This is a genomic window from Mucilaginibacter sp. 14171R-50, assembly GCF_010093045.1.
Lineage (GTDB): Bacteria > Bacteroidota > Bacteroidia > Sphingobacteriales > Sphingobacteriaceae > Mucilaginibacter.
In genome coordinates this window covers 3,802,807-3,821,617 of the sequence record NZ_CP048115.1, presented here as the reverse complement: position 1 = coordinate 3,821,617, position 18,811 = coordinate 3,802,807, and the positions used below count along the sequence as shown (strand labels likewise).

At 45.4% G+C, this 18,811-nt stretch carries 17 protein-coding genes; 10 read left to right on the top strand and 7 right to left on the bottom strand.

What is annotated here, in order from left to right:
* Window positions 1-22: 22 nt before the first annotated feature.
* From GWR56_RS17425 to GWR56_RS17415, 3 genes are read left to right on the top strand one after another with little or no spacing between them, the layout of a single operon-like run.
* Complete coding sequence (locus tag GWR56_RS17425) at window positions 23-1,204, top strand: ABC transporter permease (protein ID WP_162432479.1); 1,182 nt, start codon at window positions 23-25, stop codon at window positions 1,202-1,204.
* An 18-nt stretch (window positions 1,205-1,222) separates the two neighbouring features.
* A complete protein-coding gene (locus GWR56_RS17420; protein WP_162432478.1) occupies window positions 1,223-2,596 on the top strand; it encodes a sigma-54 dependent transcriptional regulator in 1,374 nt (457 codons plus the stop codon).
* A complete protein-coding gene (locus GWR56_RS17415; RefSeq protein ID WP_162432477.1) occupies window positions 2,580-3,878 on the top strand; it encodes a PAS domain-containing sensor histidine kinase in 1,299 nt (432 codons plus the stop codon). Before GWR56_RS17420 ends, GWR56_RS17415 begins: the two co-directional genes overlap by 17 nt.
* On the opposite strand, the gene GWR56_RS17410 is transcribed toward GWR56_RS17415, so the two are convergent.
* A complete protein-coding gene (locus tag GWR56_RS17410) occupies window positions 3,875-4,609 on the bottom strand; it encodes a heavy-metal-associated domain-containing protein (RefSeq protein ID WP_162432476.1) in 735 nt (244 codons plus the stop codon). The two genes, GWR56_RS17415 and GWR56_RS17410, sit on opposite strands and share 4 nt — an antisense overlap.
* A gap of 79 nt (window positions 4,610-4,688) precedes the next feature.
* Window positions 4,689-5,249: an AraC family transcriptional regulator gene (locus GWR56_RS17405; RefSeq protein WP_238395259.1), complete on the bottom strand. Its 561-nt coding sequence runs from the start codon at window positions 5,247-5,249 to the stop codon at window positions 4,689-4,691.
* A gap of 93 nt (window positions 5,250-5,342) precedes the next feature.
* Here GWR56_RS17405 and GWR56_RS17400 point away from each other — a divergent pair, with 93 nt between their 5' ends.
* The gene (locus GWR56_RS17400) at window positions 5,343-6,185 is read left to right on the top strand and encodes a phytanoyl-CoA dioxygenase family protein (protein WP_162432475.1); all 843 of its coding nucleotides are present in this window, start codon (window positions 5,343-5,345) and stop codon (window positions 6,183-6,185) included.
* 28 nt (window positions 6,186-6,213) lie between these two features.
* On the opposite strand, the gene GWR56_RS17395 is transcribed toward GWR56_RS17400, so the two are convergent.
* The 4 genes from GWR56_RS17395 to GWR56_RS17380 form a co-directional block, all read right to left on the bottom strand.
* Complete coding sequence (locus tag GWR56_RS17395; RefSeq protein WP_162432474.1) at window positions 6,214-6,552, bottom strand: TfoX/Sxy family protein; 339 nt, start codon at window positions 6,550-6,552, stop codon at window positions 6,214-6,216.
* Window position 6,553: 1 nt separating this feature from the next.
* Window positions 6,554-9,589: a GH92 family glycosyl hydrolase gene (locus GWR56_RS17390; protein WP_162432473.1), complete on the bottom strand. Its 3,036-nt coding sequence runs from the start codon at window positions 9,587-9,589 to the stop codon at window positions 6,554-6,556.
* Window positions 9,590-9,785: 196 nt separating this feature from the next.
* A complete protein-coding gene (locus tag GWR56_RS17385) occupies window positions 9,786-10,565 on the bottom strand; it encodes an amidohydrolase (RefSeq protein WP_162432472.1) in 780 nt (259 codons plus the stop codon).
* A 59-nt stretch (window positions 10,566-10,624) separates the two neighbouring features.
* Window positions 10,625-11,770: a methionine aminotransferase gene (locus GWR56_RS17380; protein WP_162432471.1), complete on the bottom strand. Its 1,146-nt coding sequence runs from the start codon at window positions 11,768-11,770 to the stop codon at window positions 10,625-10,627.
* Window positions 11,771-12,143: 373 nt separating this feature from the next.
* On the opposite strand from GWR56_RS17380, the gene GWR56_RS17375 reads away from it, so the two are divergent.
* The 5 genes from GWR56_RS17375 (at window position 12,144) to GWR56_RS17355 (ending at window position 16,384) form a co-directional block, all read left to right on the top strand.
* A complete protein-coding gene (locus tag GWR56_RS17375) occupies window positions 12,144-13,112 on the top strand; it encodes an ABC transporter substrate-binding protein (RefSeq protein ID WP_162432470.1) in 969 nt (322 codons plus the stop codon).
* On the top strand, window positions 13,112-13,978 hold the full coding sequence (locus GWR56_RS17370; RefSeq protein WP_162432469.1) for an ABC transporter permease: 867 nt from the start codon (window positions 13,112-13,114) through the stop codon (window positions 13,976-13,978). Before GWR56_RS17375 ends, GWR56_RS17370 begins: the two co-directional genes overlap by 1 nt.
* On the top strand, window positions 13,975-14,724 hold the full coding sequence (locus GWR56_RS17365) for an ABC transporter ATP-binding protein (RefSeq protein ID WP_162432468.1): 750 nt from the start codon (window positions 13,975-13,977) through the stop codon (window positions 14,722-14,724). Before GWR56_RS17370 ends, GWR56_RS17365 begins: the two co-directional genes overlap by 4 nt.
* 35 nt (window positions 14,725-14,759) lie before the next feature.
* Window positions 14,760-15,008 (top strand): hypothetical protein, encoded by a 249-nt coding sequence (locus tag GWR56_RS17360; protein WP_162432467.1) that lies wholly within the window; start codon window positions 14,760-14,762, stop codon window positions 15,006-15,008.
* Between the two features lie 854 nt (window positions 15,009-15,862).
* Window positions 15,863-16,384: a lipopolysaccharide assembly protein LapB gene (locus GWR56_RS17355; RefSeq protein WP_162432466.1), complete on the top strand. Its 522-nt coding sequence runs from the start codon at window positions 15,863-15,865 to the stop codon at window positions 16,382-16,384.
* 38 nt (window positions 16,385-16,422) lie between these two features.
* On the opposite strand, the gene GWR56_RS17350 is transcribed toward GWR56_RS17355, so the two are convergent.
* The gene (locus GWR56_RS17350) at window positions 16,423-17,733 is read right to left on the bottom strand and encodes a sorbosone dehydrogenase family protein (protein ID WP_162432465.1); all 1,311 of its coding nucleotides are present in this window, start codon (window positions 17,731-17,733) and stop codon (window positions 16,423-16,425) included.
* Between the two features lie 232 nt (window positions 17,734-17,965).
* On the opposite strand from GWR56_RS17350, the gene GWR56_RS17345 reads away from it, so the two are divergent.
* On the top strand, window positions 17,966-18,781 hold the full coding sequence (locus GWR56_RS17345) for a hypothetical protein (RefSeq protein ID WP_162432464.1): 816 nt from the start codon (window positions 17,966-17,968) through the stop codon (window positions 18,779-18,781).
* Window positions 18,782-18,811: the final 30 nt, after the last annotated feature.

Genomic DNA, 18,811 nt, shown 5'->3' with positions numbered 1-18,811 from the left:
TCAACCTTAAATAAACAATATTATGTTCAAGCATTTATTTAAAATGATATGGAATAAAAAAAAGCAAAACTCGCTGCTTATTGTAGAGATCCTGCTATCGTTCCTTGTCATATTTGCGGTGTTCAGCTTTGCGCTTAACTCGTATAATAACTACGCTAAGCCAATGGGTTTTAACTATAACCATGTTTGGGCTATTAGCTACAACCACACGCTGGAAACCAACAACCCCGATTCGGTAACTTTGGTATATCAAAACCTGCTGCGCGATATAAAATCGATGCCGCTGGTGGTTGATGCCGGTTACGCCAGTTCAAATATTCCGTTCTCCAATAACCACATGAGCACCGGCTTAACCAGCAATGGCATTGAGGTACATAACGTTAACAATTTTTTTATGGACGAAAATTACCTGGATGTAATGGGCGCTAAAATGCTTGCAGGCCGTTGGTATAACAAAGCTGATAGGGCATCCACCACGAAGATACTGGTCATCAATAAAATGCTCAAAGAAAAGGTTTTTGGCAAAGCCGAGGCTGTTGGCAAAACGTTTGGCGATAAAGCCGAAGACAAAAGAAAGATCATCGGCGTGATAGACGATATTAAAACCGACGGCGATTACCAGTCGCCAACTTATGGCCTTTATAATTTGCAGGATACAGCCGCGTACAAGTGGATGGGTAAGATACTGGTAAAGGTTGCCCCGCAGGCTGATGCGGCGTTTGAAGGAAAACTGTATAAGTTGATGGCCGGAAGGCTTAAAAAATCTAACATCGAGATAGAGCACCTGGATAATAAACTGGTAGCCTACAACAAGTTTACGCTGGTGCCGCTTATCATACTCTCAATCGTAGCAGCATTTCTTATCATCAATGTTGCCCTGGGTATTTTTGGGGTGTTATGGTATAATATTAATAAACGCCGCGGCGAGATCGGGCTGCGCAGGGCTGTTGGTGCGCCCGGCAGTTCGGTTTCGGCCCAGCTGGTGAGCGAGGCTATTATACTGGCTACCTTATCGCTTATCATCGGGGCTTTTTTCGCGATACAGTTCCCGTTGCTGAATGTATTTGACTTGCCTGCAGGCGTTTACCTGGTGGCAATGCTTTTAGCTGTAATATTTATTTACCTGCTGGTTTTAATATGTTCGTTATACCCAGGCAAACAGGCATCGGCAATTTTACCGGCAGTTGCTTTACATGAAGAATAATATTTTAGATTTGACCATATGATCCTGGTTATTGATGATGACATTGCTGTACGCACCTCGCTGCTGCTGCTGCTGAAAAGCCATAAGTATGAGGTAGCTGGCGCCGAAACCCCTGCCGAAGCGCTTCGGCAGGTCAAGGAAAACAAGCCCGGGCTCATCATCCTCGACCTTAATTTTTCGATCAGTACATCCGGCGAGGAGGGTATGGCTTTGCTGGCGCAGATCAAAAAGATAGAACCGGCAATACCCGTTATATTAATTACCGGCTGGGGCAGCATAGCCCTGGCCGTACAGGGCATGAAGTTAGGCGCCAACGATTTTATAAATAAGCCCTGGGATAACGGCCACCTGCTGCAATCGGTAAAAACGCTGATAGACTTGCAGGATAAGACCGCCGTGAACCGCACCCGCAAACAGCTGGATAAAGAATATAACTTTCAGCATATTATTGGCGAAGACCCGCGGATGCTGCAGATATTGGAAACTATTGGCCGTGTTGCCGGTACCGACGCCTCCATATTGATAATGGGCGAAAGCGGTACGGGTAAGGAGCTGATAGCCGAAGCGGTGCACCAAAACAGCCTGCGCGCCAATAAGCCTTTTATAAAGGTTAACCTGGGCGGTATTTCCACCTCACTTTTCGAGAGCGAAATGTTTGGCCATATACGCGGCGCCTTTACCGACGCGCGCTTTGACAGGGTTGGCCGTTTTGAACTGGCTAACAAGGGCACCATTTTTTTAGACGAAATAGGCGATCTGGATGCGGGCAGCCAGGTAAAATTACTGCGCGTATTGCAGGATAGGACATACGAGGTATTGGGCAGCAGCCGCACCAAAACAGTTGATGTAAGGGTGGTTTGCGCCACCAATAAAAACCTGAATCAAATGGTGAGCAGCGGCGGTTTCCGCGAGGACCTGCTGTACCGCATAAACCTGATCACTATTACGCTGCCATCGCTGCGCGAACGGCCGGGAGATATACCGCTGCTGGTTAACTTTTTTATTAACAATCTTAAACAGATATACAACCGCCCTGCGCTAACGGTATCAAAAAGCGCCATGAAGTGGCTGCAGCATCTGCCTTTGCCCGGTAACATACGCCAGTTGAAGAACCTGGTAGAACGTTCCATATTGGTAAGTAAGGCCAACGAACTGGATATTGATGATTTTAGATCGCAACTGGAACAAGCGCCCGCCAAAAAAGGCGATGCAAGGGTGCCGGCAGTAGGTACCATTACGTTAGAAGAAATGGAAATTGAGATGATAAAAAAAGCTATGCTTTATCACAAAAACAAGGTGGCTAAAGCTGCTACAGCCCTCGGCCTTACCCGCAGCGCGTTGTACCGCCGGTTAGATAAGTTTGAGATACCTTACGATGAAGCTGAGGACTAAGTACATCCTGTTTGTTACCATATTACACCTGCTAACGCTGGGGCTTACCTTTTACATTTTTGATAAGGACAGGGTTTTCTTTATCATATCCGAGGTATTTATAATTGTATCGTTAGTAATAGCCATTAATTTATATGGACAGCTGATACGCCCTATAAAAATGCTGTTGCAGGGCATAGAGGCACTGAAGGACCGCGATTTTAATGTAAAATTTTTACCTACGGGCAAGCACGAGGTAGACCAGCTGATAAACGTATATAACCAAATGATAGACGAATTAAGAACCGAGCGCACACAACAGGAAGAACAGCACTTTTTTCTGGAGAAGCTTATCTATACGTCGCCCACCGGTATCATCATTCTGGATCACGACGAGCGTATACAACAGTTAAACCCAAAGGCGCTGGCAATATTAGGGCTTGATGAAAAAGAGCTTATAGGCAATAACATCAATGAGCTGCAGCACCCTCTGTTTAAACAGGCAAAGCTGCTTAAAGCCGGCGAAACCATAACTGTAAAGCTAAGCGGCGTAACCACTTATAAGCTTCAAAAATCGCACTTTATAGACAGGGGCTTTCAGCGGAATTTTATAATGATGGAAGAACTTACCGCCGAAATACTGGCGGCAGAGAAGAATACTTATGGCAAGGTGATACGCATGATGGCGCATGAGGTAAACAACACCATTGGCCCGGTTAATTCCATTATCCAGTCGGCATTAAAAAGCGGTGAATTATGGCAGCACGAACCCGACAGCCAGCTGAACAACGCTTTGCAGGTTGCTTTTGACAGAAACCAGAACCTTAACCACTTTATGCGAAACTTCGCCGACCTGGTGAAGCTGCCGGATGCCAATAAAAAACAAACCGACCTGAACCACCTGCTAAACTCGGTTATAGAGCTGATGCAGATAAAGGCGCATGAACGGCAGATATCGCTGGTATACCATCCCACTGAACAACCGGTCATAATTATGGCCGATGTGCAGCAGATGGAACAGGCGCTGATCAATATCGTAAAAAACGCCATCGAAGCTATTGAAGCTGATGGCGTGGTAACTTTTACGGTTGATGCCCGCGGCCGCAAATTAACCATAACCGATACAGGGAAGGGCATCAGCAACGAACAAAGCAAGCAGCTTTTTACGCCATTTTACAGCACCAAAAGAGACGGGCAGGGCATAGGGCTAACCTTGGTGCGCGAGATAATGCTTAATCACGGCTTCGAATTTTCGCTAAAGACCATAGCTGAAGGCCACACTGATTTTACCATACATTTTTAAAGCATTGCAAGCATAACCGCGCTCATGGCTATCATTAAAGCGTCTTCAATAATGGAAACGGTGCTCATAGGAAGGTTAAAAACCGCGCCCAGGCAGGCACATTTTATCTTGCGTTTGTTTAGTACGCTTTGCAGCACACCAATTGTACTTACGCTCATTACCACAAGCGTTACAATGTTGGTAATAAATGGGTTAAAGTTTATAGCGTAGGCTATACCCAATGCCAGTTCGATAAATACATAGATGTAGCCCCATGCCCTTATCTTTTTTGCTAAAAGGTCATACATGGCATAACTATCCGCGAAACCGGCTATATCAAGCATTTTAAAGAACGAGAACACCAGGAAGAAACCGCTCATAAATATGCGCATGCCTGCCATCCAGCCAAGGCCGAAAGTAGCTGAAACCAACACCGAAAGCAGCGATACATAGCCGAATATGAGCAGCACCGGCTTATAAGTTTCCCAAAACGAACGCTTGTCCTCATCATCCAAACTAAATGATGGTACAGGGGCAGGGTGCTGCGCTTCCGTTAGGGTATATTTAGGGTATGGTGCCAATGCCGCTTGCAGGGTTTGCGTGTCTACATGGCGGCTCATGCTAATGTCGGCTTTGCCTTCGGCCAGGTTGATATTCACCCCGGTTACTTCCGGAACGCCTGATAACAATGATTGTACTTTTGCCTGGCAACCTGTGCAGGTCATGCCGGTTATATTATACGTATGTGTCATGATTTTTAAATTTATAACACAAAGGTACCAACAGGGCCGCGCGGAGACGTTACATAATTACTGGAAAGACTTATAACATTTACAGGTCTTCGATGTTGCGGCGCTTATTTTCTTTTAAAGCTCGGTAAAACGTAGGCGTAAGGCCGGTTTGTTTTTTAAATTGAGAAGAGAGATAAGCCACGCTGCTATAACCAAGCTGGTTTGCAATTTGCGATAAGGTGAGTTCGTCGTACATCATCAGCTCTTTAACCTTCTCAATTTTTTGGGCGATAAAGTATTTCTCGATAGTGGTACCTTCCACTTCCGAGAACAGGTTGCTGAGGTATCCGTAATCGTAGTTTAACTGCGTGGAGAGGTATTCAGACAAATTCAGGTTCAAAAATTCGTCAGTATGGTGGATCAGGGTAACTATCGCGTTTTTTATTTGCTCTATGATCCGGCTTTTGCGATCGTCTATGATCTCGAAACCCAGTAACTTCAGGTTATCATTCAAACCCGTTACAGCTGTTTTATCCGGCTCGTCGCTCAGGTCTACTTCGCCCAATTCTACCGATGTAGGGTGCAGACCGGCTTTTTCAAGTTCGGCCTTTACAACCATTTTGCAACGGCTGCACACCATATTTTTGATGTAGAGTTTCACCGCGCTAATGTAGTTATTTAGCAATTGCCCCCTAATGCGGTATGGTAATTTGACAATTACTTGCTTAAATTTACTGACCAGTTAAAACAAATCATGACAAATAAACCGTTATCCGCGCAGCAACTAAGCGATTATCACCGCGATGGCTACCTCATAGTGAAGGACTTTTGTTCGGCTGCCGAGGTCGAAAAGCTATACAGCACCGCGCTAAATGACGATGCCATGCGCAAGAACGCGCTCGACCTGAATGACCAGAGCGGCAAAAAAACACGCTTATCGCTATGGTTTACACCGGGTAATGATGTGTTTGGCTATTTAACCCGAAGCCAAAAGATGATAACACCCGTTAACCAGCTGCTGGATGGCGATGCACCGGTTTGCCATTTCCATTCAAAGCTGATGCAGAAGGAGCCGAGGGTAGGCGGGGCCTGGGAGTGGCACCAGGATTATGGCTACTGGTACAAGAACCAGTTTATGTTTCCGGACCAGTTGATGAGCGTCATGGTAGCGCTTACCAACGCAAATAAAGAGAATGGCTGCCTGCAGGTAATAAAAGGGTCGCACAAGTTAGGGCGGGTAAACCACGGTTTTGCCGGTGAGCAGGTAGGGGCCGATATGGTAATGGTAAACAACGCCCTGCAAACTATGCCACTGGTGTATTGCGAACTGCAACCCGGCGATGCCCTGCTGTTCCATAGCAACCTGTTGCACCGGTCAGAAGCTAACTTATCTGACGGGCCTCGCTGGTCTGTTATATCGTGCTACTCGCGGCAGTCGAACATTGCTTACAATGAAACCTCCACCTCGTGGAAAACACCCGTAGAAATTGTACCCGACGAAGCCATTTTGGAATGGGATGCCGGCTCACTTTCTAACAACGATTTCCTGGCAAAAGAGAATGACCCGGCGCTTAAAGAAACAGGCTGGGAAAAGTAAAATTTCGCCAGAAAAACCCGGAAAAAAGTCAAGTTTTTTTAAGTTTTTTTGCTACTTTATTATATCTCAGCGAAGCGTTTATCCAGTAATCAAAGTCTTCACTTTTTCGCAAAAATTCTTCCTCAACATACACGTAACCTTTCATAGTCCGGGCGCCCATCTTCATGGTGCTTGCGCCTGGTTTTTCTAAGGCTGTTTCAAATTCATCCGGGCCTACCCGGCACAGCAGGTTGGCGTTGCGTACGCAGATGCACATCTTATCATCAACCATAAAACACAAGCCGCCAAACATGTGCTTTTCAGTTAAGTCGCCGGCATCTATTAAGGCCTCGCGAACCCGGTTTGCTTGCTTTTCATCGTAGCCCATATTATTCTACCGTTATCTCATCTGCAAAGATATATGATGCGCTGCCTTTGCTTTCGTGCCATTCAGGTAAAGCTCCGTACTGCTTGGCTATCAGTTTTATATACCTTGTTTTTTTGTTTATCTGCGCGGTAAATTCCTGGGTTTGTACGGTAAGGTCTTTTACATCCACCTTTGTGTTTACCGTTGCGGCCAGCTTGTAATTTTTACCATCGTCAGACAGCCAGTACTCCACCTTAGGCGGAAAAACTATCCACGACCGTGCATCCTGTAAGGTACCAATACTCACTTGTTTAACAGGTTTCACCTGCCCCATATCTATTACCGCTTCCAAGTCTTTATTCTGGTAGCCCTGCCAGTTGCCTAAGCGCCAGTTAGCGGTGCCGTGTATGCCGTTTATCAGGGTCTCATCCCCTTGTGCTGAATAGTTCGGCAGGTACTTATTGATCAGCGTAAGCTTGATGTCGCCGCGTATTTTGGTGAACTCGGCCTTGTCTACAAAACTGCTTTTGCCGTCTTTAACAGCTATCGCCTTAACGTTAGTATTAACCATTATGGCTATAGGTTTAGTGTACGGGGTTGAGTTTTCGGTCGGGGTGGTACCATCCAGCGTGTAATAGATCTTAGCGAGGCTGTCCGCGCAGGCTATTTCAACTGTAATAGACTGCTTAAATGTTTTAGTACCCGATATGATATATGGGTTAGGCACGATCAGATCATCCGTTATCTTCGAGGTCGGTTTCTCCAGTTCCTGCATAAACAGTTTATTGGCAAGCCTGCCTGTAAATACCTCAAAATCACCGCCTTTTTCAACATCTTCGTAGTTGATGTACAACTTGTTGTACGGCTTTTTATTAAGGTTCATGCCTTGCACATAAAAATTACCGCGACCAACCGTAGCACCCGGATTGCTGATGGTAAATTTCTTACCATTCTCCAGATTGATAACCATTTTCTCGAACTGCGGTGTACCTATCTGGTATTGCTGCTGCCCGGGGGCAATATTATATATCCCCAGCGAACTCATTACATACCAGGCCGACATTTGTCCGCAATCCTCATTGCCGGATAATCCGTCGGGTTTGGCGCTGTACTGTTCGCGCAATATCTTGTTTACATAATACTGCGTTTTATCCGGGGCATCGGTAAAATTGTAGAGGTAGGCTATATGGTGACTTGGCTCGTTGCCATGCGCGTACTGGCCCACCAAACCGGTAACATCGTCCTGCTGGCGACCGCTTAACGGCGCGTTAGTGCTGAACAGTTCGTCCAGTTTAGTTTCAAAACCGGCCTTACCGCCCAGGCTTTTTATCAGCCCCTCAACATCCTGCGGCACTAAAAAGCTGTATTGCCACGCGTTGCCCTCGGTGTAGTTGTTATTGATCTCGGTAGGTTCAAAAGGAGTATACCAGCCGCCGTTATCCCTGGCCTGCATAAAGCCGTTTTGGTTGTTATGCACGTTTTTCCAGTATTGCGCGCGCTTTATGTATTCGGCGTAATCCTGCGGTTTGTTCAGCATTTTGGCCATTTGGGCTATACACCAGTCGTCAAAAGCATAATCCAGTGTCTTTGAAACAGATTCGTGCTCAACATCGGCGTTTACAGCGCCCGTTTCGCGGTAGTTATCCAGCCCAAACTGGTTGCGGTTTACAGCGGCCTTCATGGCGGTAAAGGCTTCTTCGGCGTTAAAATCGCGTATGCCCTTTGCATACGCATCTACAATAACCGGTATAGAGTGGTTGCCCACCATGCAATAGGTTTCGGTAGTTGCCAATGGCCAGATGGGTAACAGCCCGCCCTGTTCATAAACCGCCAAAAAGGTTTTTATAAAGTCGGAAGTACGTTTACGGTCAATCAGGTTTAGCAGAGGGTTTTCGGCGCGGTAGGTATCCCACAACGAAAATGCTGTATAGTAGTTAAATCCTGTTGCAGTGTGGATCTTTTGATCCAGCCCGCGATACTGCCCATCCACATCATTGTAAATACTTGGCGCAACCATGCAATGGTACAGTGCAGTATAAAACATGATCTGCTTTAACTTACCCACATCAGGCACTTCCATCTGTTTCTTTTTAGGCACAGGGACGCGATAACCGTAAGGATTATATATAGAATTGGCCTGTTTTTGCTGCGCGAGGGGGGGCGCACCCCCTTCAACCTGTATTTTTGAAAGTTCCTCGTTCCAGGCGAATTTTGTTGCCTTTAATATCTTTTTAAAGTCGAAATCGGGCATTTCGGTATCCAGATTTTTCAATGCACCCTCGGCGCTTACTGACGAGATACCAACCTTTGAAATAACCGTACCCGGATCGTCAAAAGTGATGTACATTTTTATATTCTTGCCCTGTAATTTGCTTTGGCCCGGTTGAACCGCATCATTCAGCGCAATGCCGTAGGTTTTAAACGGCTTGGAGAACTTGGCGTAAAAGTACAGGTGCTGGTCTGTAGCCCATGATTTTGAACGACGGAAACCACGTATCTCGTGGTCGTTAACAACCTCTATCCACGAATCGAGCACCTCGTCTCGGTGTTGCAGGTCGATGATGATATTACCTTGCTGGGCGCCGTTATAATCATATTTATGAACACCTACGCGGGTTGTGGCTGTTAGTTCAACATCTATATTGTATTTATCAAGTTTGGTAGCGTAGTAGCCCGGGGAAGCGTCTTCGTTCTTTTTTTTAAAGCCCGAGCGATAGTCAGTGTTTTTTAGTTGTGGTTGGCCGGTGGTCGGCATAAATAATACATCGCACAAGTCGGCTATACCGGTACCGCTTAGATGCGTGTGCGAAAAACCATAAACCAGGCTGTCGGTATAATGGTATCCCGAAACGCCGTCCCAGCCTTCCAAACGGGTATCCGGACTTAACTGTACCATCCCAAAAGGGGCAACCGCCCCGGGATAAGTATGACCGTGCCCACCGGTACCTATAAAAGGGTCGACAAACTGGGTAACATCCTTCTTTTTCTTTTGTGCCGATGCATTAAAAGCCACAAACATGCACAGTACGATAACAACACCACGAACGATCGATCTCATTTACAAAACATTTTTTAGCTAACGCAAAATAGCAAGATTTATTGAGGTTTGAGATGTTGCAGTGGTTGTAAAAGTTCAAGATGTTGTAAATGTTTTACATACATCATTACGAGCAGATAGCGAAGGGTTAAGGCCAGGCCTTTCCGGGTGGAGACGCAAAGTATCGCGTCTCTACCAATGTTGTTATAAAATTTACCTAACCCTCAATCGTAAATTTATCCGCATCCTTTAAAAAAGGCAGCGCGCGGCGGGCTTTTTTAACTTCATCGCCAATGATAGAGAACGTGTACACATCCTCTTCATCACGTTTGTAATAAACTACGTTACCGTTCGGATCGATACAGGTTGAATCGCCGGAATGGTACACCTCGTTGCCATCGTGGCCTACACGGTTTACACCAATTACGTAGGCCTGGTTCTCCACCGCGCGGGCGGGGATGAGGGTACGCCAGTGCAGGGCGCGTTTTTCGGGCCAGTTGGCTACAATCATCAGCAGATCGTAGTCTTCATCAACATTACGCAGCCAAACCGGGAAACGCAGATCGTAACATATCATCGGACATATCTTCCAGCCGTTCAGTTCAACTATTAATTTTTTGCTGCCCGGCGTATAAACGGTATGTTCTTTACCTAAGGCAAAAAGGTGGCGCTTATCGTAGTGCTCGTAAGTACCGTCGGGGCGCACCCAAAGCAAGCGGTTATAAAAATTCCCGTCTTCTTTGATAATCAGGCTGCCTGTAACTACGCAATCAAACTTTTGCGCCGTTTTCTGCATCCATTGCATGGTTTTGCCACCCATAGGTTCGCCCAACGTGTCGGCATTCATGGTAAAGCCGGTATTGAACATTTCAGGCAGGATGATAAGATTTGTCTTTTCGCGTATGTTGGATAATCGCAACGAGATATTTTGCAGGTTTTTATCGATGTTTTCCCAAAACAAATACCCCTGGTACACCGTAATTTTCAGATTATCCATATATAACGTGCGTTTTAACGTGCAGGCAAATAAATTTATACGTAAATATTTCTATAAGGTTAAACCTTTATCAATCTATCAACGGCTTTATCAAGTGTTTCTTGCCTTTTAGCGAAACAAAATCGTAAAACATGCCTGTCGAGCCCTTTTCGGTAAAATGCGGACACCGGTATGGCCGCCACGCCAATCTCTTTTGTTAAACGAATAGCAAAATCGGTATCCTTTTCATCAGTAATGGCGTCATAAGTTACCGATTGGAAGTATGATCCAGAACAAGGCAACAGCTTAAAGCGGCTTTGTTCCAATCCGTTACGAAAATGATCGCGCTTTTGCTGGAAAAAACCCGGCAAGTCAAGATAAGTGTTCTCATCCTTTATATATTCGGCAATGGCATATTGCAACGGCGTGTTTACGCTGAACACCAAGAACTGATGTATTTTTCTAAATTCCTGCATCAGGTAAGCCGGGGCAAGGCAATAACCTACTTTCCAGCCTGTTGCATGAAATGTTTTACCGAACGATGCCACAATAAGGCTTCGTTGCTGCAACTCGGGGTACCGGGCCATACTATGGTGCTCCTGCCCGTCGAACACCAGGTGCTCGTAAACCTCGTCGCTTAAGATCAGTATATCCTGGTTCTTAACCAAAGCGCTTAATTCGTCAATATCCTCGCGGCTTAAAATAGTAGCCGTTGGGTTGTGCGGCGAATTCAGGATGATCATTTTTGTTTTATTGCTCACCAGTCGTTTCACCATGTCCCAGGCAATCCGATAATCGGGCGGCTCAAGCTCAAGGGACTTCACCACGCCACCCATCAATTTAATAGCGGGCGCATAACAATCGTATGCCGGCTCAAACATGATCACCTCATCATTAGGGTGTATTAGCGCGCTAATAGCCGTAAATACGGCCTGGGTACCGCCGGCGGTTATGGTTATCTCGGTATCGGGGTTATATTGCGCACCATAAAGCTTTTCGGTTTTCAGTGCAACCTGTTCGCGCAGGGCCATAACACCGGCCATTGGGGCATACTGGTTATGCCCGTCGTTCATGGCTTTGTGCACCAGTTCTATAAGCTGGGGCGAACACGAATAATCGGGAAAACCCTGTGATAAATTGATAGCGCCAAGCTCGGCAGCCAGGGCCGACATGGTAGTAAATATGTTGGTGCCGGTTTGGGGTAGTTTAGAAATAACGGGTATCATGCAGGGGCTAAATTAACCAAAAAATGGCTGCAAGGACTAATTGTTTATAAAATGAATTAGTTTTTACTTAATTGATTTTACAAAAGGCGTCGGCATTTATTGGGACGCTACCGCTCAATAACCAGGTTATTATCCTTGTTTTATCTTCAGATCTGTCCGGTTTAGCTTAAACTATTCTACCGGTAAAAGGCTGGTGCAGGCGATGGTTTTATGCTTATCCCTGGTTTCGTAATTGTATTCGGTACACAGGGGGCTGTACTCCGTTAAAAGTTTTCGCCATGCAGCAGGTGAAGGCCATATTTATTTAATCTGCTCAAGACGACGTTACTACTTATCGTTTTTCTTTTTTGTGTTGATTACATACCTTAGTAGCATGAAATTTCTGCGTGGCCTGTCCTTATTTGTAGCAGTTGTTGTAATAGCTTCCTGCTCGTCATCCAACAAAAACAATGTACCGGTTGTGGGTTTTATTGATGCTTTTGAGGATGCCACCATATCGCAGGCAAAAAATGGCTTTATTGATGCTTTAAAGCAAAACGGTTTCAGCGAAGACAAAAAGAACGTAAAAATTGAATACCGCAACGCGCAGGGAAGCATACCAACGCTTACCCAGATAGTAAATTATTTTATAGCCGAAAAGGTAGACCTGCTGGCAACATCAACCACGTTATCAACCGTTGCTGCCATACAAAAAACCAAAACCATACCGATCTTCGAGATGGTTTCGCCAACGCCGGAGAGGATGAAGGTGATAGCCGACGGAAAAGCGCCGGCAAACCTGTTCGGCACTATGGAAGAGCTGAATTATATTGATACTTCCTTCGCTATTATTCCAAAACTGCTAAAGCCCAAGGGCAAACAGTTAACTATAGGCATGATCTATAACCAGTCGGAACCGCAATCAACCGATGCCCTGCAACGTATACAAGGGCTTGCAGCTAAGCTTAATGTAAAGATCGTCGCCCTGCCGCTAAATTCATCTGCCGATGCGCTGCTGGTAACGCAATCACTGTTAAATAAGAATATCGACGCGTTTTTTGCTAACCCGGATAACACCGTATTCGCGTCGTTCGAAACCATCCTGAAAAGTTGTAACGAGCATAACGTACCCATATTTACCAGCGAGGCGGGCTTAGTACAGCGTGGCGCGGTAGCTGCTTTTGGCGCCGATATTTACCAATGGGGCTATCAATCGGGCGTACAGGCCGCGCAGTACTTAAAAACACATAGAACTGATGGATTGAAGTTAGAGATGGTCAAAATAAGAAAACGTGTGTATAACCCGGCTGCCGCCAAAAAATATAACATTAATATTCCCGCTGATTTTGAAGCCGTAAAATAATGGATTTTTACTTGACCGCTTTATTACAGGGGATGTGTTTCGCCGGGATCGCGTTCGGTATTTATATCTCCATGAAGATATTTAACATCCCGGATATTACCACCGATGGCAGCTATACACTTGGCGGGGTAGTAACAGGGGCTATGCTTACGCATAACCAACCGGGTTATATTATTTTGCCTGCTGTGCTTTTGGCCGGGGCATTAGCAGGTGCGGCTACAGGCATTATTCATACCAAGCTAAAAATAAACGCCCTGCTTGCCGGTATTTTGGTGATGTATGCGCTTTACTCTGTTAACCTAACCATACTTGGCCGCTCAAATTTACCTTTGCTAAGTCTGCCAACCTTATTTTCGGCGGTAAAGTTGGTTACCGATGTCAATCAAAATTCGCTATTTATTTTAACAGGGTTTGTTTTGATAGTAACCCTGCTGATGGGTTGGCTGTTAAAAACAGATTTTGGCATTGCCATGCGCGCCACAGGCAGCAGCGAACCCATGATACGCGCCCTTGGCGTTAATACCGACCGTATGAAAATTACCGGCCTGGCGCTTGCAAATGCCCTAACAGCATTAAGCGGTTACCTGGTGGTACAATTACAGGGCTTTGCTGATATCAATATGGGTATAGGCATTGTAATATTGGGTTTAGGGTCGGTTATTATTGCCGAAACTGTTATCAACTGGCTGCAAACAACCTCGGTATGGCTTAGCCTTGTATTAGTGATGGCAGGCGCGGTGATATTTCAGTTTGTGCTGGCGTTTACACTTGATATTGGGGTGGATGCCAACCTGCTTAAGTTAGTTACCGCCGTATTTGTGTTGTTGATAGTGGGCTTACCACGTTTAACGGGGAGGCGGGTATGATACAGCTAAGCAACATCCGTAAAACATTTAATACCGGCAAACCTAACCAGGTAACGGCCATTAAAAATATAGACCTAAGTATCAATACAGGCGAATTTGTAGTGATAGTGGGCGCAAATGGTTCGGGCAAAACAACGTTGCTAAACCTTTTAGCAGGTAATATCCTGCCGGATAGCGGAATAATTACCATTGATGGCCACAATGTTACCCGCCTGCCCGAATATAAGCGCAGTAAGTGGATAGCCCGCATTTTTCAAAACCCGTTAACAGGTACTGCCGCCGATCTGAGTATAATTGATAACTTTCGCTTAGCTGCCCTGCGCACGCAGCCAAAACGTTTATCAATAGGTAAAAATGAACAGTTTAAAAACCTGGTACGCGAAAAGATTGCCACACTGGGCATGGGGCTGGAGAACAAGATAGAGCAGCCCATAGGCACCTTATCCGGCGGGCAGCGACAGGCGTTAACTTTACTGATGAGCGTAATGGACACCTGTAAGATACTGCTGCTTGACGAACCCACGGCGGCGCTTGACCCACGGTCGGCCGAAAATGTGCTGCGTATCGCCGATGACCTTATTCGCGAGTATCAGCTTACAGCTATATTGGTTACGCACAATTTAAAGGATGCCGGTAACTATGGTTCGCGCATAATTCAGATGGGCGAGGGGAAGATATTAAAGGATGTAGCGGCTGCCGATAAGAAGAATCTAAAGCAAAATGAGCTTTACGATTGGTTCGGATAAATAAATGGCAAAGAAATTGCATTGCCATTTGTACTATGAAAAACACAACATTCGAAAATATATTTGACGCTTACCAATTAATAAGCGGCGCGAAAATAAAATCTAAAAACTACGACGAAGTTTACGAGTTGGGCCAGTATGATGGCACCAAACGTGGTTATACCCTTTATGCCTTTGAAGATGGCGTACGCTTCGAAGATTTCAGCGTAATCATTTCTGAAAATGAATTGATGAATAATTACCTGATAGAAAAGGGTAAAGGCAACCAGGCTATAGCGGCATAACCGGGATTAATAGATTTATCATCTCGGGTATGAAAGAATTTTGATTATCCAAAAATGTAATTTCATATAATGATTTGTGGACTGCGCGACAAAGCAATGTCATTGTATTTATGCTTAGGCAGATAAGTATGAGCGTTAGTCCGCTCATTGCCGCGGAGGGCTACTTCTTTTGTCTTGATACAAAAGAAGCAAAAGATCAAGTCAGAGCGATGCTTCAGCCCGCCCTGCCGGTTCTTAACGCTTTTTTTCTCGATTGTTTGCTGCGCTCCAATCCATCGAAAAAAGCTAAACCGTCATTCCCGCCATACACCCGGCCCGCTCACTCTGACAGCAAGCCCCCGCGCTCCTAAATGGAGCCTGACAAACGGAACGTCACCAAAAAATGCGGCATTGGCCTGTTCGGGTAGTACAGGCATTGCCTCAGCACACCCTTTAAAAGAACAGGACGCAGCCGCGACTTTTCTTTGGTTACTTTCTTTTGAGAGAAAAGAAAGTAACATACACAGGCTTTACAATTGAAAGGTGCCATTCCTAACGAAGAACTAACTAAGAGACTGTTTTGTAGCATTTGTTTAAATCAGCTGAAAACTCACGGCAGCTCCGGCAACAGCGCAATTGGTCTTGCATTTTGATATCTCCCTCAATATCCGTACTTTCGCGACAAATAATAAATAACGATGCTATTAAATAACGCTATCTGTAATACCCTTAAGCGGCCATTTGGCACGCTGCAGAAGAGCTTTGCATCATGGATCCAACTCTTCTCTTAGTATACCTGCTAACACAGGAAACACAACTTATTTTATTGACATTATACCAAAGGCTAATGCCTATGGGCTACTTATTTGAATTTTATGGACACATATTATACTATTGAAGAGAAATATTTACAGGCTGTGGAAGAACTGTCGTACGGAGAGACACCCAAAGCCTTGAATTTACTTAACGTGTTGATCGCTAATGATCCGTTTTATGCGCGTGCGCATTTCCAGCTCGGTAAAATATATTATTATGACTTAAAGGACTATCAAACCGCGGGTTACCACTTTAAAACCTGCATGGAGATAGATCCTTTATTCTCAGATAATTATTTCGACTACCTGAGCCTGGTTGTATTTTTAAAAATGGATAAACAGGTTAAACATGTTGCTGCAATAGCGTTGAACACGCCGGGTGTTAATTCATCAGCCATATATGAATTGTTGGGCTTATATGCCGAGAAAAACAAAGAATGGGATAAAGCTTTAATAGCATATCACAATGCTTATATGGAGGCAACCACCAAAGAGCAGCTCGAAAGTACCGAAGAAAGCATTGTCCGCGTTAAACTAAAAATGCGGCAAGGTATTGCCTACCAATACACGCTTACCGGATAATAACAAAAGGCCTCAATTTGAGGCCTTTTGTTAATTTGTTACTTATTATAGCTTATCTTATAGATCGTTCCTTTAGAGTCGTCGGTCACATAAATCGAGCCATCCGGCCCCTGGGCTAAACCACATGGGCGGTGCTCTGCGTTACCTTTTGCAGTGTTTTCCGCTGAGCCCGAAAAGTTATCTGCAAATACCTCCCATTTACCATCTGGCTTGCCGTTTTTAAATGGCTGAAAAACCACGTAGTAACCCGCCTGTGGCTCGGGTGCGCGGTTCCACGAACCATGGAAAGCTATAAAAGCGCCGTTTTTATACCTTTCAGGAAATTGGCTGCCGGTATAAAACAACAAGCCGTCTGGCGCAAGGTGAGCAGGATACGCGGCAGCCGGATTTATGTATTTGTTATTCGGATCGCCGTCCTTTTTACCATCGCCGCCATACTCCGGCGCCAATATCTTTTTATTTTGGTTTTGATCATAGTAAATATAAGGCCATCCCGCGTTATCACCTTTGTTAATGGCATACATACATTCGGCAGGTAAATCGGCCGATTGTTTAGTGGTAAACATAGCCGGGAAGATATCGTGCAACGCGTCGCGGCCATGCTGCATTACAAAAAGCTGGTTATTCTGTTTGTTCCAGTCCATTCCAACCACATTACGCAAGCCTGTAGCGTAGCGTACACCATCTTTATAGGTCTGGTTCAATCTATCGGCTTTAAACTGCCATATACCGCCGGCCGAATCAAGTATAGGGCAGCCCGGCTGGCCCATCGAGCCTTTCTCACGGTCTTTAACCTGGCACGAGTTAGAGTAAGCACCTATGTTAACATACAGGTTACCGGCATCGTCGAGCAAGATGGCTTTCGCTTCGTGCTCGCCGCGGTTTAAAAGGCCTTTAACAACGGTTTCGGGTTTAGCGCCTTCAGCAACCTGGTTTTTATCGTTTAATTTATAACGGTATACATCTTCGTTTGATGAGGCGTACAAGTAACCATTTTTTATGTAAATGCCTGTACCTTCAAAGTCGCCGAAGCTTGTTTTTACTTCCGCTTTGCCATTATTTTCATGCAGCATTAAAATTCCCTTACCATTTTTAGGCTTGCCGAGTTTTACAAAAATATCGCCCTGGGGCGATACCGCAATGTGGCGTGTACCGCCAAGGTTTTCAGCAAGTATTGTTGCGCTAAACCCCGAAGGGAGCGTTAAACCGGCTGATGTGGTAGCTGCAGTATCTGCTGCGGATGCAGCACTATCTGATTTCGTTTTCGAGCTATTGTCGTTACAGGCGTAAAACAATACAGTACCAGTCAGCGCGGCTGTAAGTACAAATTTAAATGGTCTGTTTTTCATTAGTATAAGTGTTAACAGTAGGTGTTTAAAGGAACGGGCAATTTGCCCGAATATGGTTATTAACTATTGTAGTATACAACGTATGCGGCAATCTGTTTTGTAGAAATATCGTTACAGCATATCATTAACTCAACATTGTAACCATTCATTTAAGCTTCGTCAATAATATTATAACAGAGCCTGTTAAACTATCGGTTACGCTTGCCGTCATAGAGGTATAAATTTTAAGGATATGAAAAAGTCAGTTTTACTATCAGCAATATTATTTGGGGGCTTATTTTACAACAGCGCCCAGGCACAAATTTCGGTACATATTGGATTGAATATCCCCGTACGCCGGGTGTATGTACCGGCCCCGCCGCCCCAACCCGTTATGGTGTATGATACCGATGAGTTTGACGATAGCGACGATTATTACTACCTGCCCGAAGTAGAGGCGTATTACAGTGTGCCAAGGCATTGCTACTACTACCAGGATGGCGGCAGGTGGATATCTGCAGCCTATTTACCCGGCGCTTACCGTAATTATGATTGGCGTACCGCCCGGCGATATGAAATAAGGGGGCGCAGGCCATACATGCGCCACGAGCAATACCGCAGTAAATGGGGCGGTAACTACGACCGGGGCAATTGGAGCTGGAACCGCAGGGATAATAACAACTACGCAGGCAGAAGATACGATAACAACCGTAATGACTGGAACAGGGATAACAACCGTAACGATTGGAACAGGGATAACAACCGTAACGATTGGAACAGGCATAATGAGCGTAACGACTGGAATAGAAATAACAACCGTAATGACAGGCCGCAAGGCGGATTTAGCCAGCCCAACCGGAATTACGGTGGCCAGGGTGGCTACAGCCAGCCATCGCAACCTGATCGCAATAATGGCGGCGGACGTGGCAGTTGGGGCAGGGATCAGCAACAGCCGGCCAGGAACGGTAACCACGACCGCGACAGGGATAGCCGCGGAGGTAATGATAATTTCAAATTTGCATCAAGCAAAGGCGGTTTTGGCCAGGGCCATCGCCAAACCAGGTTTTAAAATAACCGCCTCAATATATAAAAAAGCCAT

Excerpts from the sequence above, each read along its gene's own strand:
- GWR56_RS17425 (WP_162432479.1), top strand. The coding sequence starts at position 23 with ATGTTCAAGCATTTATTTAAAATGATATGGAATAAAAAAAAGCAAAAC.
- GWR56_RS17420 (WP_162432478.1), top strand. The coding sequence starts at position 1,223 with ATGATCCTGGTTATTGATGATGACATTGCTGTACGCACCTCGCTGCTG.
- GWR56_RS17415 (WP_162432477.1), top strand. The coding sequence starts at position 2,580 with ATGAAGCTGAGGACTAAGTACATCCTGTTTGTTACCATATTACACCTG.
- GWR56_RS17410 (WP_162432476.1), bottom strand. The coding sequence starts at position 4,609 with ATGACACATACGTATAATATAACCGGCATGACCTGCACAGGTTGCCAG.
- GWR56_RS17400 (WP_162432475.1), top strand. The coding sequence starts at position 5,343 with ATGACAAATAAACCGTTATCCGCGCAGCAACTAAGCGATTATCACCGC.
- GWR56_RS17395 (WP_162432474.1), bottom strand. The coding sequence starts at position 6,552 with ATGGGCTACGATGAAAAGCAAGCAAACCGGGTTCGCGAGGCCTTAATA.
- GWR56_RS17390 (WP_162432473.1), bottom strand. The coding sequence starts at position 9,589 with ATGAGATCGATCGTTCGTGGTGTTGTTATCGTACTGTGCATGTTTGTG.
- GWR56_RS17385 (WP_162432472.1), bottom strand. The coding sequence starts at position 10,565 with ATGGATAATCTGAAAATTACGGTGTACCAGGGGTATTTGTTTTGGGAA.
- GWR56_RS17380 (WP_162432471.1), bottom strand. The coding sequence starts at position 11,770 with ATGATACCCGTTATTTCTAAACTACCCCAAACCGGCACCAACATATTT.
- GWR56_RS17375 (WP_162432470.1), top strand. The coding sequence starts at position 12,144 with ATGAAATTTCTGCGTGGCCTGTCCTTATTTGTAGCAGTTGTTGTAATA.
- GWR56_RS17370 (WP_162432469.1), top strand. The coding sequence starts at position 13,112 with ATGGATTTTTACTTGACCGCTTTATTACAGGGGATGTGTTTCGCCGGG.
- GWR56_RS17365 (WP_162432468.1), top strand. The coding sequence starts at position 13,975 with ATGATACAGCTAAGCAACATCCGTAAAACATTTAATACCGGCAAACCT.
- GWR56_RS17360 (WP_162432467.1), top strand. The coding sequence starts at position 14,760 with ATGAAAAACACAACATTCGAAAATATATTTGACGCTTACCAATTAATA.
- GWR56_RS17355 (WP_162432466.1), top strand. The coding sequence starts at position 15,863 with ATGGACACATATTATACTATTGAAGAGAAATATTTACAGGCTGTGGAA.
- GWR56_RS17350 (WP_162432465.1), bottom strand. The coding sequence starts at position 17,733 with ATGAAAAACAGACCATTTAAATTTGTACTTACAGCCGCGCTGACTGGT.
- GWR56_RS17345 (WP_162432464.1), top strand. The coding sequence starts at position 17,966 with ATGAAAAAGTCAGTTTTACTATCAGCAATATTATTTGGGGGCTTATTT.